The organism is Nocardioides sp. Z38_18, assembly GCF_058215695.1.
Map to the genome: position 1 here is coordinate 174,596 of NZ_JBZAJE010000001.1, position 15,791 is coordinate 190,386.

14 protein-coding genes are annotated in these 15,791 nt (G+C 68.8%); all 14 read left to right on the top strand.

The annotated features are described in order from the left end of the window. Positions 1-5: 5 nt before the first annotated feature. The 14 genes from AC4BGC_RS00825 to nuoN all read left to right on the top strand — a co-directional run bounded on the left by AC4BGC_RS00825 (position 6) and on the right by nuoN (position 15,781). The gene (locus AC4BGC_RS00825) at positions 6-371 is read left to right on the top strand and encodes an NADH-quinone oxidoreductase subunit A (RefSeq protein WP_490553955.1); all 366 of its coding nucleotides are present in this window, start codon (positions 6-8) and stop codon (positions 369-371) included. A gap of 58 nt (positions 372-429) precedes the next feature. Further along, positions 430-984 (top strand): NuoB/complex I 20 kDa subunit family protein, encoded by a 555-nt coding sequence (locus AC4BGC_RS00830; RefSeq protein ID WP_490546635.1) that lies wholly within the window; start codon positions 430-432, stop codon positions 982-984. Further along, positions 981-1,760, top strand: coding sequence for an NADH-quinone oxidoreductase subunit C (locus AC4BGC_RS00835; protein WP_490546634.1), 780 nt, complete (start codon positions 981-983; stop codon positions 1,758-1,760). The genes AC4BGC_RS00830 and AC4BGC_RS00835 overlap by 4 nt, the downstream gene beginning before the upstream one ends. Beyond that, the gene (locus AC4BGC_RS00840) at positions 1,760-3,100 is read left to right on the top strand and encodes an NADH-quinone oxidoreductase subunit D (RefSeq protein WP_490546633.1); all 1,341 of its coding nucleotides are present in this window, start codon (positions 1,760-1,762) and stop codon (positions 3,098-3,100) included. Before AC4BGC_RS00835 ends, AC4BGC_RS00840 begins: the two co-directional genes overlap by 1 nt. Further along, a complete protein-coding gene (gene nuoE / locus AC4BGC_RS00845; RefSeq protein WP_490546632.1) occupies positions 3,097-4,002 on the top strand; it encodes an NADH-quinone oxidoreductase subunit NuoE in 906 nt (301 codons plus the stop codon). Before AC4BGC_RS00840 ends, nuoE begins: the two co-directional genes overlap by 4 nt. Next, the gene (gene nuoF, locus AC4BGC_RS00850) at positions 3,999-5,309 is read left to right on the top strand and encodes an NADH-quinone oxidoreductase subunit NuoF (protein WP_490546631.1); all 1,311 of its coding nucleotides are present in this window, start codon (positions 3,999-4,001) and stop codon (positions 5,307-5,309) included. Before nuoE ends, nuoF begins: the two co-directional genes overlap by 4 nt. Beyond that, the gene (locus tag AC4BGC_RS00855; RefSeq protein ID WP_490553956.1) at positions 5,306-7,810 is read left to right on the top strand and encodes an NADH-quinone oxidoreductase subunit G; all 2,505 of its coding nucleotides are present in this window, start codon (positions 5,306-5,308) and stop codon (positions 7,808-7,810) included. Before nuoF ends, AC4BGC_RS00855 begins: the two co-directional genes overlap by 4 nt. 59 nt (positions 7,811-7,869) lie before the next feature. Then, entirely contained in the window at positions 7,870-9,066 is a 1,197-nt protein-coding gene (gene nuoH / locus AC4BGC_RS00860; protein WP_490546808.1) for an NADH-quinone oxidoreductase subunit NuoH, read from the top strand. After that, positions 9,066-9,626 (top strand): NADH-quinone oxidoreductase subunit NuoI, encoded by a 561-nt coding sequence (nuoI, locus tag AC4BGC_RS00865; RefSeq protein ID WP_490546629.1) that lies wholly within the window; start codon positions 9,066-9,068, stop codon positions 9,624-9,626. The genes nuoH and nuoI overlap by 1 nt, the downstream gene beginning before the upstream one ends. Further along, the gene (locus AC4BGC_RS00870; RefSeq protein WP_490546628.1) at positions 9,623-10,405 is read left to right on the top strand and encodes an NADH-quinone oxidoreductase subunit J; all 783 of its coding nucleotides are present in this window, start codon (positions 9,623-9,625) and stop codon (positions 10,403-10,405) included. The genes nuoI and AC4BGC_RS00870 overlap by 4 nt, the downstream gene beginning before the upstream one ends. Beyond that, entirely contained in the window at positions 10,402-10,701 is a 300-nt protein-coding gene (gene nuoK, locus AC4BGC_RS00875; RefSeq protein WP_490546627.1) for an NADH-quinone oxidoreductase subunit NuoK, read from the top strand. The genes AC4BGC_RS00870 and nuoK overlap by 4 nt, the downstream gene beginning before the upstream one ends. A gap of 66 nt (positions 10,702-10,767) precedes the next feature. Continuing rightward, positions 10,768-12,666, top strand: a complete 1,899-nt coding sequence (nuoL, locus tag AC4BGC_RS00880) for an NADH-quinone oxidoreductase subunit L (RefSeq protein ID WP_490555700.1) — start codon at positions 10,768-10,770, stop codon at positions 12,664-12,666. Next, on the top strand, positions 12,663-14,192 hold the full coding sequence (locus AC4BGC_RS00885; protein ID WP_490553957.1) for an NADH-quinone oxidoreductase subunit M: 1,530 nt from the start codon (positions 12,663-12,665) through the stop codon (positions 14,190-14,192). Before nuoL ends, AC4BGC_RS00885 begins: the two co-directional genes overlap by 4 nt. Then, positions 14,189-15,781 (top strand): NADH-quinone oxidoreductase subunit NuoN, encoded by a 1,593-nt coding sequence (gene nuoN / locus AC4BGC_RS00890; RefSeq protein WP_490553958.1) that lies wholly within the window; start codon positions 14,189-14,191, stop codon positions 15,779-15,781. Before AC4BGC_RS00885 ends, nuoN begins: the two co-directional genes overlap by 4 nt. Positions 15,782-15,791 lie beyond the last annotated feature (10 nt).

Consider the following 15,791-nt stretch of genomic DNA (forward strand, 5'->3'; position numbering starts at 1 on the left):
GGACCATGGACAACGCGCTCTACACGCCGGTCATCGCACTCATGGTCCTCGCGGCCGGCTTCGCGGTCTTCTCCGTGGTGGTCAGCAGCCTCACCGGCCCCAAGCGGTACAACCGCGCCAAGCTCGACTCCTACGAGTGCGGGATCGAGCCCACGCCGCAGCCCGTCGGCGGCGGCCGGGTCCCGGTCCGCTACTACATCACCGCGATGATGTTCATCATCTTCGACATCGAGATCGTGTTCCTCTACCCGATCGCGGTGGCCTTCGACGACATGGGCCTGTTCGGCCTCGTCGAGATGGTGCTGTTCATCGTGCCCGTCTTCGTCGCCTACGTGTACGTATGGCGCCGCGGCGGCCTGGAATGGGACTGAGCATGGGTCTCTCCGAACGAATCTCCGGACACCTCCCGACTAGCAGGGACTGAAAGTCATGGGCATTGAAGAACAGCTCCCGGCCGGCGTACTCCTCACCACCGTCGAGGGCGTCGCGGGCTACTTCCGCAAGGCGTCGTTCTGGCCGGCCACCTTCGGCCTGGCCTGCTGCGCCATCGAGATGATGACCAGCGGCGGCCCGAAGTACGACCTGGGCCGCTTCGGCATGGAGGTCTTCCGCGCCAGCCCGCGGCAGGCCGACCTGATGATCGTGGCCGGCCGGGTGAGCCAGAAGATGGCCCCGGTGCTGCGCCAGATCTACGACCAGATGGCCGAGCCCAAGTGGGTGCTCGCCATGGGCGTCTGCGCCAGCTCGGGCGGGATGTTCAACAACTACGCGATCGTCCAGGGCGTCGACCACATCGTCCCCGTGGACATGTACCTGCCGGGCTGCCCGCCGCGCCCCGAGATGCTGATGGACGCCATCCTCAAGCTCCACGACCAGGTGCAGGCCACCAAGCTCGGGGTGAACCGGCTCGCCGAGATCGAGGCCAACGAGGAGACCGGCCTCAAGGCGATCCCCTCCAGCCAGATGAAGGGGCTGATGAGGTGAGCCCAGAAGACAAGCCGGACAACAGCGCCGAGAAGAACCCCCAGATCAACCGCGAGACCAGCCCCGGCACCGAGGTGGACTCCACCGACAAGATGCCGGAGAACCTCCCCGACGACGGCACCGGCGAGCAGATCGGCCGTCGCAAGGGCATGTTCGGCGTCCACGGCAGCGGCGACACCTCCGGGTACGGCGGCCTGACCCGTCCCGTGGAGATGCCCGGCGCCTCGCACCCGCCGTACGGCGGCTGGATGGACGACGTGGCCAACGCGCTCACCGAGGCCACCCGGGCTGCCGGCCTCGAGTCGGCCGTGGAGCGCGTCGTCGTGCACCGCGGCGAGATCACCTTCTACGTCCGCCGCGAGGAGCTGGCCGCGATGGCCAAGCTGCTCCGTGACGACGAGAAGCTGCGCTTCGAGCTGCTCTCGGGCGTCAGCGGGGTGCACTACCCCGACGACACCGGACGCGAGCTGCACGCGGTCTACCACCTGCTCTCGATGACCCACAACCGCCGGATCCGCGTCGAGGTCACCGCCCCTGAGTCGGACCCGCACGTGCCCAGCGTGGTGGCGACCTACCCCACGGCCGACTGGCACGAGCGCGAGACCTACGACTTCTTCGGCCTGATCTTCGACGGCCACCCGGCGCTCACCCGCATCCAGATGCCCGACGACTGGCCCGGCCACCCGCAGCGCAAGGACTACCCGCTCGGCGGCATCCCGGTCGAGTACAAGGGCGGCACCATCCCGCCGCCCGATCAGCGGAGGAGCTACAGCTGATGACCACCGAACAAGACGCCTACGCCCCGCAGTCCGAGACCAGCCAGGGACGGGTCTTCACCGTCACCGGGCAGGACTGGGACTCCGTCGTCTCCGGCATCAACGAGGAGCACGACAACAAGGTCGTCGTGAACATGGGCCCGCAGCACCCCTCCACCCACGGGGTGCTCCGGCTGATCCTCGAGCTCGAGGGCGAGACGGTCACCGAGGCCCGCTGCGGCATCGGCTACCTGCACACCGGCATCGAGAAGAACATGGAGTACCGCACCTGGGTGCAGGGCGTCACGTTCTGCACGCGGATGGACTACCTCTCCCCGTTCTACAACGAGGCGACCTACAGCCTCGGCGTGGAGCGGCTGCTCGACATCGAGGACGACATCCCCGAGAAGGCCCAGGTCATGCGGGTGCTCCTGATGGAGCTCAACCGCCTTTCCTCCCACCTGGTCGCGATCGCGACCGGCGGCATGGAGATCGGCGCGCTGACCGTGATGACGATCGGGTTCCGCGAGCGCGAGCTCGTCCTCGACCTCTTCGAGCTGATCACCGGCCTGCGGATGAACCACGCGTTCATCCGCCCCGGCGGCGTCGCCCAGGACATGCCCCCGGGCGCCCTGGAGGAGATCCGGTCCTTCATCGCGCTGATGAAGAAGCGGCTGCCCGAGTACGCCGCACTGTGCAACGCCAACCCGATCTTCAAGGCCCGACTCGTCGGCGTGGGCCAGCTCGACCTGGCCAGCTGCCTGGCGCTGGGGATCACCGGCCCGGTGCTGCGCTCGACCGGCTACCCCCACGACCTGCGCAAGAGCGAGCCGTACTGCGGCTACGAGGACTACGACTTCGAGGTCCAGACCTGGGACACCCCGGACGCCTACGGGCGCTTCCGGATCCGGCTCAACGAGATGTGGGAGTCGCTGCGGATCGTGGAGCAGGCCGTCGAGCGCCTCGCCGGCCTCGAGGGAGCCCCGGTGATGATCGGCGACAAGAAGATCGCCTGGCCCAGCCAGCTGGCGATCGGCAGTGACGGGATGGGCAACAGCCTGGACCACATCAAGCACATCATGGGCGAGTCGATGGAGGCCCTGATCCACCACTTCAAGCTGGTCACCGAGGGCTTCCGGGTCCCGCCCGGCCAGGTCTACGTCCCCGTGGAGTCCCCGCGCGGCGAGCTCGGCGCGCACCTCGTCTCCGACGGTGGCACCCGCCCGTTCCGCGCGCACTTCCGCGACCCGTCGTTCGTGAACCTGCAGGGCACCTCGGTGATGAGCGAGGGCGGCATGGTCGCCGACGTGATCGTGGCCATCGCCTCCATCGACCCCGTCATGGGAGGAGTGGACAGATGACCTCCGACAGCAGCGAGGGCCGGATCCCCGGCATCGACGACGGCACCACCGCAACCGGGGTCTCCACCAGCGAGGTCACCCGCGAGGCGCCGCTGGACCCCAAGACCTACGCCGAGCTCGAGGAGATCGCCGCCCGCTACCCGCAGGCGCGCTCCGGCCTGCTCCCGATGCTGCACCTCGTGCAGAGCGCCGAGGGGCGGGTCACCGCTCGCGGCATCGAGGCCTGCGCCCAGATCCTGGGCATCAGTGCCGCCGACGTCAGCGGCGTCGCGACCTTCTACACGATGTACAAGCGCCGTCCCGTCGGGGACTACCACGTCGGGGTGTGCACCAACACCCTGTGCGCGATCATGGGCGGCGACCTGATCTTCGAGCGGCTCAAGGACCACCTCGACGTCGGCAACGACGAGACCACCGAGGACGGCAAGATCACCCTCGAGCACATCGAGTGCAACGCGGCCTGCGACTACGCACCGGTGATGACGGTCAACTGGGAGTTCATGGACAACATGACCCCCGAGTCGGCCACCCAGCTCGTGGACGACCTGCGCACCGGCGTGGAGGTTCACTCCACCCGCGGACCGCGGCTGGGCACCTGGCGCGAGGCCGAGCGCGTGCTGGCCGGCTTCCCCGACGACCTCGCCGACGAGGGCCCCTCCGCGGGACCCTCCTCGCTGGTCGGCCGCGTGATCGCACGCGAGCAGGGCTGGGCGGCACCCTCGGTTGAGGAGGCCGAGCAGAGCAGCGACGAGGCGGACGTCGCCGAGGGCTCCACGGCCGCCGACAAGGCGGACGGGAGCCACGAGGCCGAGCACACCGAATCCGAGTCCGAGGTCGAGAAGTCCGGCATCGAGGCCAAGCACGAGGACAACCCCGCGAACACCGGTGGTGACGACGCATGACAGACACGCTGACCCCTGTCCTGACCGACAACTGGGGCTCCGACCGCTCCTGGACCCTGGCTGCCTACGAGCAGCAGGGCGGGTACGCCGGGATGCGCAAGGCCCTCGCGATGGCGCCGGCCGACGTCGTGGAGGTCGTCAAGGCCTCCAACCTGCGCGGCCGGGGCGGCGCGGGCTTCCCCACCGGGATGAAGTGGGGCTTCATCCCGCAGGACAACCCCAACCCGAAGTACCTCGTGGTCAACGCGGACGAGTCCGAGCCGGGCACCTGCAAGGACATCCCGCTGATGATGGCCACCCCGCACACGCTGGTCGAGGGCGTGATCATCAGCGCCTACGCGATCCGCGCCAACACCGCGTTCATCTACGTCCGCGGCGAGGTGCTGCACGTGATCCGCCGCCTCCAGCGCGCCGTGCAGGAGGCCTACCTCGCCGGTCACCTCGGCAAGGACATCCACGGCTCGGGCTACGACCTCGACCTCGTCGTCCACGCCGGTGCCGGTGCCTACATCTGCGGCGAGGAGACCGCGCTCCTCGACTCCCTCGAGGGCCGCCGGGGCCAACCGCGACTGCGACCGCCGTTCCCCGCCGTCGCCGGCCTCTACGCCAGCCCGACCGTGATCAACAACGTCGAGTCGATCGCCTCGGTCCCCAGCATCATCGACCGCGGAGCCGAGTGGTTCGCCTCGATGGGCACCGAGAAGTCCAAGGGCTTCGGCATCTTCTCCCTCTCCGGCCACGTCGCGAACCCGGGACAGTTCGAGGCGCCGCTGGGCATCACCCTGCGCCAGCTGATCGAGCTCGCCGGCGGGATGCGCGAGGGCCACGAGCTCAAGTTCTGGACCCCGGGCGGGTCCAGCACCCCGATCCTCACCGCCGAGCACCTCGACATCCCGCTCGACTTCGAGGGCGTGGCGGCGGAGGGCTCGATGCTCGGCACCCGGGCGCTGCAGATCTTCGACGAGACCACCTGCGTCGTACGCGCGGTGCTGCGGTGGACCGAGTTCTACAAGCACGAGTCGTGCGGCAAGTGCACCCCGTGCCGTGAGGGCACCTGGTGGCTGGCCCAGACCCTGGCCCGGCTCGAGCAGGGGCAGGGCTCGGAGAACGACCTCGAGCTGCTGCTCGACCAGTGCGACAACATCCTGGGTCGTGCGTTCTGCGCCCTCGGCGACGGTGCGACCAGCCCGATCAGCTCCTCGATCCAGTACTTCCGCGACGAGTACCTCGCTCACCTCGCCCACGGCGGCTGTCCCTTCGACCGTGAGGCGTCCACGATCTTCGCGAAGGTGGAGGCACACGCATGACGGTCACGAAGGACTCGACGACCGAGGTGGAGAAGTCCGACGAGGTCACCTTGACCATCGACGGAGTCGAGGTCTCGGTCCCCAAGAACACCTTGGTGATCCGGGCTGCCGAGCAGATCGGCGTCCAGATCCCGCGCTTCTGCGACCACCCGCTGCTCGCGCCCGTGGGCGCCTGCCGCCAGTGCCTGGTCGACGTCCCCGACGCCGGCAACGGCCGCGCCATGCCCAAGCCCCAGGCCTCCTGCACGATCACGGTCGCAGAGGGGATGGTCGTGAACACCCAGGCCACGTCCCCGGTCGCGGACAAGGCCCAGCAGGGGATCATGGAGTTCCTGCTGATCAACCACCCGCTCGACTGCCCGGTCTGCGACAAGGGCGGCGAGTGCCCGCTGCAGAACCAGGCGATGAGCAACGGACGCGGCGAGACCCGGTTCACCGAGAGCAAGCGCGTCTTCCCCAAGCCGATCAACATCTCCGCGCAGGTGCTGCTCGACCGTGAGCGCTGCGTGCTGTGCGCGCGGTGCACCCGCTTCTCCGAGCAGATCGCCGGTGACCCGTTCATCGCGCTGCTCGAGCGCGGCGCCCTGCAGCAGGTCGGCATCTACGAGAAGGAGCCCTTCGAGAGCTACTTCTCCGGCAACACCATCCAGATCTGCCCGGTGGGTGCGCTCACCTCCTCGGCGTACCGCTTCCGCGCCCGGCCCTTCGACCTCATCTCCACGCCGACGATCGCCGAGCTCGACGCCTGCGGCTCCGCGATCCGCACCGACCACCGTCGCGGCAAGGTGATGCGCCGGCTCTCCGGTGACGACCCCGCCGTCAACGAGGAGTGGATCACCGACAAGGACCGGTTCGCGTTCAACTACGCGATGCTCGACGACCGGCTGACCTACCCGATGGTCCGCGACGAGGCCTCTGCCGATGGTGAGCGGGGCGAGCTCCGCCCGGCCAGCTGGCCGGAGGCGTTCCTCGTGGCAGCCCGCGGCCTCGCCGCCGCCCGTGCCGCCGGCGGTGTCGGCGTGCTCCCCGGGGGTCGGCTCACCGTCGAGGACGCCTACGCCTACTCCAAGTTCGCCCGCGTCGCCCTCGGCACCAACGACATCGACTTCCGCGCCCGGCCGCACTCGGCCGAGGAGGCCGAGTTCCTCGCTGCGCACGTCGTGCTCACCGTCCCCGAGACGGGCGCCGTGACCTACGCCGACCTCGAGTCCGCCCGCTCGATCGTGATGGTCGGGTTCGAGCCCGAGGACGAGGCCGGCACCGTCTTCCTGCGGCTGCGCAAGACCGCGCGGGGCCGCCTGCTGCCGATCTACTCCATCGCCCCGTTCACCTCGCGCGGACTGCACAAGATGTCCGGCACGCTGATCCCGACCCGGCCCGGCGACGAGGCAGCGGCGCTGGACGCCCTGGCCCACGACGGCGACGTCGCCCTCGACAGCGGCGGCCTCATCCTGGTCGGCGAGCGGCTCGCCGCCGTACCCGGTGCGCTCTCGGCGGTCTCCCGCCTCGCTGCTGTCACCGGTGCCCGCGTCGCCTGGATCCCCCGGCGTGCCGGTGACCGTGGAGCGATCGAGACCGGTGCGCTTCCCAACCTGCTTCCCGGTGGACGACCCGCGGCCGACGCCGCGGCGCGCGCCGACCTGGCCGGTGTCTGGGGCGTGGAGGACCTGCCGGGGACGGCGGGTCGCGACGCCGACGCGATCATCGCGGCCGCGGCGGCCGGCGAGCTCGGTGGCCTGGTCATCGGTGGCGTCGACCCCGCCGACCTCGCCGACCCGGCGCTGGCCCGCGAGGCCATCGCCAACGCCGGCTTCGTCGTCTCCCTGGAGGTCCGTGCCTCCGAGGTGACCCGGGCCGCGGACGTGGTCTTCCCGGTCGCCCCGGTCACCGACCGCTCCGGCACGTTCGTGAACTGGGAGGGCCGGATCCGCCAGTTCGGCAAGGTCCTGCACAACCCGAACTCGCTGCCCGACCTGCGCGTGCTCGCCGGCATCGCCGAGGAGCTCGACACGGGTCTCGCGCAGGGACTGGGCTTCCGCACCTCCGACCAGGTCTGGACCGAGATGGGCCACGTCGGTCCCTGGGACGGCGAGCGGGTCTCGACTCTGCTCGACCACCACGGGACTACGTCCGACCACCAGGGGACTGCGCTCGACCGCCCGACCGGGCAGTCGAGCACGCACGGGGACGGCACCCTGGTCCTGGCCTCGTGGAAGCAGCTCATCGACGACGGCCGGATGCAGGACGGCGCCGACGACCTGCGCCGTACCGCACGCAAGCCGGTGGTCCTGGTCAACGAGACCACGCTGGCCGAGATCGGCGTCCTCGCCGGTGACCTGGTCACCCTGACCGGCCCGCTGGGCTCCCTCGAGCTCCCGGTCGGCGTCGCCGACCTGGCTCCCGGCACGGTCTGGGCGCCTGCCAGCGCCCCCGGCGCCTCGGTCCGGCACCACGTCGGGCCGGCCGGCAGTCCCGTCACCATCACCGGAGGCATCCAGTGACCAGTGCAGTCGTCGCCCTCGAGACCAGCGTCACGCTCAAGGACTTCGGGCACGACCCGATGTGGCTGGTGATCGTGAAGGCCGTGCTGGTCTTCGTGGTCCTGGTGCTCCTCACCTTGTTCAACATCTGGTGGGAGCGCCGCGTGGTCGGCCGGATGCAGCACCGGATCGGTCCGAACCGCAACGGTCCCTTCGGCCTCCTGCAGAGCCTGGCCGACGGCGTGAAGCTGGCGCTGAAGGAAGACATCATCCCGACGGCGGCCGACAAGGTCGTCTTCGTCCTCGCGCCGGTGATCGCGGTGATCCCCGCGTTCCTGACCTTCTCGGTGATCCCGTTCGGTCCGGTGGTCGACGTCCCGTTCACCGACCTGCGTACGCCGCTGCAGCTCACCGACATGCCGGTCGCTGTCATCTTCGTGATGGCGATCGCCTCGATCGGGATCTACGGCATCGTCCTGGGCGGCTGGTCGTCGGGATCGACGTACTCCCTGCTCGGCGGCCTGCGCTCGAGCGCGCAGATGATCTCCTACGAGGTCGCGATGGGCCTGGCCCTGGTCGCGGTCTTCCTGCACGCCGGCTCGATGTCGACCTCGGAGATCGTGAACTCCCAGAAGGACATCTGGTTCGCGTTCACGCTGATCCCCTCGTTCGTGATCTACATGATCGCGATGGTGGGGGAGACCAACCGGGCGCCGTTCGACCTGCCCGAGGCCGAGGGCGAGCTCGTCGGCGGCTTCCACACCGAGTACTCCTCGCTGAAGTTCGCCCTGTTCTTCCTCGCCGAGTACATCAACATGGCCACGGTCTCGGCGCTCGCGACCACGTTGTTCCTCGGAGGCTGGCGGGCGCCCTTCGGCATCGCCCACATCTGGGAAGGCGCCAACGAGGGCTACTGGCCGTTCCTGTGGTTCATGGGCAAGGTGCTCTTCTTCATCTTCATCTTCATCTGGCTGCGTGGATCGCTGCCCCGGCTGCGCTACGACCAGTTCATGGCGTTCGGCTGGAAGGTGCTCATCCCGATCTCCATCGTCTGGATCGTCGCTGTCGCTGCGATCCGCGTGGTCGACCTGCAGGGTGGTTTCGACCGCAACTGGCTGATCGGCATCGCCGCGGTGCTCGGTGTGCTGGTGGTGGCGCTGCTCTTCTTCGAGGACCGGCAGAAGCCGGCCGAGGCCGAGACGACCTCCGACGAACCGTTCGACGCTTTCGCCGGCGGCTACCCGGTGCCCCCCATGCCTGAGAGAGAGGTGCGCTGATGGCGTCCCTGAAAGAACAGTTCTGGGACCCGGTCGCCGGGTTCGGAGTCACGTTCCGGACCATGTTCCGCAAGGTGGTCACCGAGCAGTACCCCGAGGACAAGCAGCCGACAGCGCCGCGCTTCCACGGCCGGCACCAGCTCAACCGGTGGCCCGACGGGCTGGAGAAGTGCATCGGCTGCGAGCTGTGCGCTTGGGCCTGCCCGGCCGACGCGATCTACGTCGAGGGTGCCTCGAACGTCGACACCGAGGACGGCTCGGGGCGGTTCAGCCCCGGTGAGCGCTACGGCCGCGTCTACCAGATCAACTACCTGCGGTGCATCCTGTGCGGTCTGTGCATCGAGGCGTGCCCCACGCGTGCGCTCACGATGACCAACGAGTACGAGCTGGCCGACAACAACCGCTCGGACCTGATCTACGAGAAGTCCGACCTGCTCGCACCGCTGCTGCCCGGCATGGAGCCGCCGCCGCACGCGATGCGGCTCGGCGACGACGAGGGCGACTACTACCGCGGCACGATGCGTCGCAAGGACGACGGTCAGGACGTGACCACGTCATGACCGCGTTCTGGATCCTCGCCCCGGTGATGGTGATCTGCGCCCTCGGGCTGCTGTTCGCGCGCAAGGCCGTGCACTGCGCGATGCTGCTCGCGGTCGTGATGATCAGCCTCGCCGTGCTGTACGCCGTGCAGGACGCGCCCTTCCTGTTCGCGGTGCAGATCATCGTCTACACCGGCGCGATCTTGATGCTGTTCCTGTTCGTGGTGATGCTCGTGGGCGTCGACGCCTCCGACTCCGTGGTCGAGACGATCCGCGGGCAGCGGCTCTTCGCCGTGCTGGTCGGGCTCGCGTTCGGCGCCATCCTCGTCCTCGGCGTCGCCCAGGTCTCGGTCGGCATGATCACCGGTCTGGAGAACGCCAACGCGGAGGGCAACGTCCAGGGCATCGCCCAGCTGCTGTTCACCAAGTACGTCTTCGCCTTCGAGGTCACCTCGGCACTGCTGATCACCGCTGCGCTCGGCGCGATGGTGCTCGCCCACCGGGAGCGACTCAGCCCGAAGGCCGGACAGGCGGAGACCGCCGCCCAGCGCATGCGTGACTACGCCGAGCACGGCAAGCACCTCGGCCCGCTTCCCGCGCCCGGCGTCTTCGCCCGGCACAACGCGGTCGACACCCCGGCGCTGCTGCCCGACGGGAGCGTCGCCCAGTCGTCGATCTCCCGTGTGCTGCTCGCCCGTGGGTCGGTCAACCGCGACCCCGGTAGCGCCCGGCAGGTGGAGAGCTTCGGCGACGACGAGAGCGTCGAGCCGCGTGACGACCACGGGGGTGCAGGCCGATGAGCGCCACACCCTTCATCGTGCTCTCCGCGATCCTGTTCACCATCGGCGCGGTCGGCGTACTCACCCGGCGCAACGCGATCGTGGTGTTCATGTGCGTGGAGCTGATGCTGAACGCGAGCAACCTCGCCCTGATCACGTTCGCCCGCGTCAACGGCAACCTCGAGGGGCAGATCGCGGCGTTCTTCGTCATGGTCGTGGCCGCCGCCGAGGTCGTGATCGGGCTCGCGATCATCATGACCATCTTCCGCACCCGCCGGTCGGCCTCGGTCGACGACGCCAGCCTGCTGAAGTACTGAGGTAAAGAAGTGATCACATCTGCCATCAGCGTCCTCGCCGAAGGGGGCCACGAGGGACACGTCCCCGTGGTGGATCCCGGTTCGGCGGGGTCGCTGGGACTTCCGCTGGTGCTCGTCATCGCCCTGCCGGCGATCGGCGCTGCCGTGCTGCTCCTGGGCGGTCGTCGTACCGACCGCTTCGGGCACCTGCTCGCCACGGCCACCGTCATCGGCTCGTTCGTGTGCTCGCTGGTGCTGTTCTTCGGCATCCTGGGCCGTGACGCCGCCGAGCGGCAGATCAGCCTGAACCTGTGGACCTGGTTCGAGGCCGGCAACTGGACGGTCGAGCTCGGGCTGCTCTACGACCCGCTGTCGGCGCTGTTCCTGCTGCTGATCACCGGGGTGGGGGCGCTGATCCACGTCTACTCGATCGGCTACATGGAGCACGACCCGCGTCGTCGTCGCTTCTTCGCCTACCTGAACCTCTTCGTCGCCGCGATGCTGGTGCTGGTGCTCTCCTCCGACTACGTCGGGCTGTTCCTCGGCTGGGAGGGCGTCGGCCTGGCGTCGTACCTGCTGATCGGCTTCTGGCAGCACAAGCCCACCGCCGCAGCCGCCGCCAAGAAGGCGTTCGTGATCAACCGGATCGGCGACATCGGGCTCTCGCTCGGCATCGGCCTGATCCTGGTCACCTTCGGCACCACCTCCTTCGAGAAGGTCAGCGGGCTCACCGAGGGCGCCACGCAGGGCGTGATGACCGCGATCGGCCTGCTGCTCCTGCTTGCCGCTTGCGGCAAGTCCGCGCAGTTCCCACTGCAGAGCTGGCTGCTGGACGCGATGGAGGGCCCGACCCCGGTCTCGGCCCTGATCCACGCGGCCACCATGGTCACCGCCGGCGTCTACCTGATCGTGCGCTCGCAGTTCATCTTCGAGTACACCCCCGACGCCCGGCTCGCCGTGGCGATCATCGGCACGATCACGCTGCTGATGGGCGCCTGGATCGGTTGCGCGAAGGACGACATCAAGAAGGTGCTCGCCGGCTCCACGATGAGCCAGATCGGCTACATGGTGCTGGCCTCCGGGCTCGGCGTCGCCGGCTACGCGTTCGCGATCTTCCACCTGATCACCCACGGCTTCTTCAAGGCGAACATGTTCCTGGGCGCCGGTTCGGTGATGCACGGGACCAACGACGACGTGGACATGCGGCACTACGGCGCACTGCGCAAGGCGATGCCGGTCACGTTCGCCACGTTCGCGATGGGCTATCTCGCGATCATCGGGTTCCCCGGCTTCTCCGGCTTCTGGTCGAAGGACAAGATCATCGAGACGGCCCTGGCCCAGAACCCGGTGCTCGGCATCTGCGCGCTGCTCGGCGCTGGTGTCACCGGCTTCTACATGACCCGGCTGATGCTGATGACCTTCTTCACCGACAAGCGCTGGGAGCCCGAGGTGCACCCGCACGAGTCGCCCAAGGTGATGACCGTGCCGCTGATCGTCCTCGCCGCGCTGTCGGTGCTGGGCGGGTTCCTGCTGCTGAACGACTGGATCCTGAAGTTCCTCGCACCGGTCACCGGTGCGACCCCCCACGAGGAGCCCCCGCTGCCCGCGATCGTCATCACCATCCTCATCGTGGCGGTCGTCGCCGCAGGTGTCGCCCTGGCCTGGTTCCTGGTGGGCAAGCGTGACGTGCCCCGCGAGGCTCCCGAGAAGGTCTCCGTGCTCACCCGGGCCGGACGCAACGACCTCTACGGCGACGCGTTCAACGACCTCGTGGTCGTCAACCCGGGTAAGAGCTTCACCCAGGGGCTGGCCACCTTCGACCGGAACACCGTCGACGGAGGGGTCGAGGGCACCGCGCGCGCCCTCGGTGGGCTCTCCACCCTGATGCGGCTCGGACAGAACGGCTTCGTCCGCTCCTACGCGCTGTCGCTGCTCGCCGGCGCCGTCCTGGTCCTTCTCGCGCTCGTGGTGGTGAACCTCGCATGAACTACCCCTGGCTGACTTTCCTCCTCCTGCTGCCCATCATCGGGTCGCTGGTGCTGCTGTTCATGCCCGCACGCCCGGGATCGGCTGCGATCAAGCAGGTCGCGATCGGGTTCTCCGTGCTCACCCTCGCGCTGGGCATCGCCCTGGCCCTGGGGTACGACGCCGGTGACGGCTTCCAGTACACCGAGCAGGTCACCTGGATCGGGCTCTTCGGCGCCCACTACGCGCTGGGGCTCGACGGCCTGGGCCTGATCCTGGTGCTGCTCACGGTGATCCTCACCCCGATCGTGATGCTGGCCTCGTGGCACGACGCCGACCAGGGTCGATGGGGCGCCAAGGGCTTCTTCGCCTGGGTGCTCGCCCTCGAGGGCCTCTCCATCGGCGTCTTCGCGGCCACCGACGTGTTCTTGTTCTACGTGTTGTTCGAGGCCACGCTGATCCCGGTCTACTTCCTGATCGCCGGGTACGGCGGGGCCAACCGGGTCCGCGCAGCGGTGAAGTTCCTGCTGTTCTCGCTGGCCGGCGGGCTGATCATGCTGCCCGCGGTGATCGGCCTCTACGTCGAGTCCTCGAAGACGGCAGGCGGTCCGTCGTACCTCATCTCGGACCTGGCCGACATCGACTTCGGCACCTCGGTCGGGCGCTGGATGTTCGTCGGCTTCTTCATCGCGTTCGCGATCAAGGCCCCGATGTTCCCGGTGCACACCTGGCTGCCCGACACGGCCGAGAACGCCACCCCCGGCACCTCGGTGCTGCTGGTCAGCGTGCTGGACAAGATCGGCACCTTCGGGATGATCCGGTTCTGCCTCGAGCTGTTCCCCGAGGCGTCGCGCTGGGCCACCCCGGTGGTCGTGGTGCTGGCGATCATCAGCATCCTGTACGGCGCGTTCATGGCCATCGGCTCGGACAACATCATGCGGCTGATCGCGTTCACGTCGGTCTCGCACTTCGGCTTCATCGTGCTGGGCATCTTCGTGATGAACAGCCAGGGCCTCGCCGGCGCCAACCTCTACATGTTCAACCACGGTCTCTCGACCGCGGCGCTGTTCCTGGTCGCCGGCTTCATGATCTCCAGGCGCGGCTCCGCGCTGATCAGCGACTACGGCGGGGTCGAGAAGGTCGCCCCGGTGCTCGCGGGCCTGTTCCTGGTGGCGGGGCTCTCGTCCCTGTCCCTGCCGGGCATGTCGCCGTTCGTCTCGGAGCTGCTGGTGCTCGTGGGCGCGTTCGTCTACTCCCCGTGGGTGGCGGCGTTCGCCGTGCCCGCGATCGTGCTGGCCGCGATCTACATCCTGTGGACCTACCAGCGCACGATGACCGGCCCCGTCCGTGAGGGCGTCGCGGGGATGACGGACCTCAACGTGCGCGAGGTGTCCTCGCTGGCGCCGCTGGTGCTGCTGATCATCGTGCTCGGGTTCTTCCCCAAGCCGCTGCTCGACGTGATCAACCCGGCCGTCGAGCACACCATGTCCGAGGTCGGCCTGCAGGACCCGCAGCCGCGGGTGAGTGAAGGGGAGGCGGCGAAGTGAACGGCTTCGAAGCTCCGAAAATCGAGTACCTCACCGTCTCGCCGATCCTGATCGTCTTCGGGATCGCCGTGATCGGCGTACTCATCGAGGCCTTCGTCCCGCGCGGCCGCCGGTACCTGCTGCAGGTCCTCGTCGCCCTGGTCGGGCTGATCGCCGCGATCACCACCACCGTGATCGTGTTCGCCCGGCTCGACCCCGGCGCGGACACCCCCAAGAGCGGCAAGGTCGTCGCGATGGGGGCCCTGGCCGCTGACGGCCCGGCGCTGTTCTGCTGGTTGCTCGTCCTGGTGCTGGCCCTGCTCAGCGTGCTGCTGTTCGCGGAGCGGCGGCTCGAAGGCGGCGTCACCGCCTTCGCCGGACAGGCTGCTGCGCTGCCGGGCACCGATGCCGAGCGCGAGGCGTCGACCAAGGGTCTCGAGCACACCGAGGTCTTCCCGCTGCTGATGTTCTCGGTCGCCGGCATGCTGATGTTCCCTGCGGCCAACGACCTGCTCACGATGTTCGTGGCGCTCGAGGTCCTCTCCCTGCCGCTGTACCTGCTGTGCGGGCTGGCGCGTCGTCGTCGCCTGCTGAGCCAGGAAGCGGCGATGAAGTACTTCCTGCTCGGTGCGTTCAGCTCGGGCTTCTTCGTCTACGGCATCGCCCTGGTCTACGGGTACGCCGGGTCGATGGGCTTCGCGGAGATCACCGAGGCCGTCTCCGGCGACACCGGCAGCGCCGGCCTGCTCCTCGGTGGCATCGCGCTGATGGCCGTCGGCCTGCTGTTCAAGGTCGGCGCGGTCCCGTTCCACGCCTGGACCCCGGACGTCTACCAGGGCGCCCCCACCGCCGTGACCGCGTTCATGGCGGCCGCGACCAAGGTGGCTGCCTTCGGTGCCCTGCTGCGGCTGTTCTACGTCGCCTTCGGTGCCAACCGGGTGGACTGGCTCCCGATGGTGTGGGTGATCGCGATCCTGACGATGGTCGTCGGCTCGGTGCTGGCGCTCACGCAGACCGACATCAAGCGACTGCTGGCCTACTCCTCGATCGCGCACGCCGGGTTCATCCTCACCGGCTTCCTGGGCATCCGCTCCCTCGACGTGGTCGAGCCGGGCAGCCTGACCGGCGTCTCGGCGGTGCTGTTCTACCTGACCACCTACGCCTTCACCACGCTGGCCGCGTTCGCGTTGGTCACCGTCGTCCGCGACGGCGGCGGAGAGGCCACCGGTCTCGCCCGCTGGCAGGGACTGGGCAAGGAGTCGCCCCTCGTCGCGGGCCTGTTCGCCTTCCTGCTGCTCGCGATGGCGGGCATCCCGCTGACCAGTGGGTTCACCGGCAAGTGGGCCGTGTTCGCCGCGGCAGTGGCGGCGGGCGCCTGGCCCGTGGTGATCGTGGCGGTGATCGCGTCCGCCGTGGCGGCGTACTTCTACGTCAAGGTCATCGTGATGATGTTCTTCGCCGAGCCGGTCGGGGAGGGGCCCAGCGTCACCACCCCGAGCGTGCTCACCGGGACCGTGATCGCCGTCGGTGTCGCGATGACCCTGCTCCTCGGGCTCGTCCCGGGTGCCCTGCTCGACATGCTCGGGCGCGTGGGAGTATTCATCCGGTGAGCATCACCGC

Bases quoted from the DNA above. Each gene is read 5' to 3' on its own strand.
- AC4BGC_RS00825 (WP_490553955.1), top strand. From the start codon at position 6: ATGGACAACGCGCTCTACACGCCGGTCATCGCACTCATGGTCCTCGCG.
- AC4BGC_RS00830 (WP_490546635.1), top strand. From the start codon at position 430: ATGGGCATTGAAGAACAGCTCCCGGCCGGCGTACTCCTCACCACCGTC.
- AC4BGC_RS00840 (WP_490546633.1), top strand. From the start codon at position 1,760: ATGACCACCGAACAAGACGCCTACGCCCCGCAGTCCGAGACCAGCCAG.
- nuoE (WP_490546632.1), top strand. From the start codon at position 3,097: ATGACCTCCGACAGCAGCGAGGGCCGGATCCCCGGCATCGACGACGGC.
- nuoF (WP_490546631.1), top strand. From the start codon at position 3,999: ATGACAGACACGCTGACCCCTGTCCTGACCGACAACTGGGGCTCCGAC.
- AC4BGC_RS00855 (WP_490553956.1), top strand. From the start codon at position 5,306: ATGACGGTCACGAAGGACTCGACGACCGAGGTGGAGAAGTCCGACGAG.
- nuoH (WP_490546808.1), top strand. From the start codon at position 7,870: ATGTGGCTGGTGATCGTGAAGGCCGTGCTGGTCTTCGTGGTCCTGGTG.
- nuoI (WP_490546629.1), top strand. From the start codon at position 9,066: ATGGCGTCCCTGAAAGAACAGTTCTGGGACCCGGTCGCCGGGTTCGGA.
- AC4BGC_RS00870 (WP_490546628.1), top strand. From the start codon at position 9,623: ATGACCGCGTTCTGGATCCTCGCCCCGGTGATGGTGATCTGCGCCCTC.
- nuoK (WP_490546627.1), top strand. From the start codon at position 10,402: ATGAGCGCCACACCCTTCATCGTGCTCTCCGCGATCCTGTTCACCATC.
- AC4BGC_RS00885 (WP_490553957.1), top strand. From the start codon at position 12,663: ATGAACTACCCCTGGCTGACTTTCCTCCTCCTGCTGCCCATCATCGGG.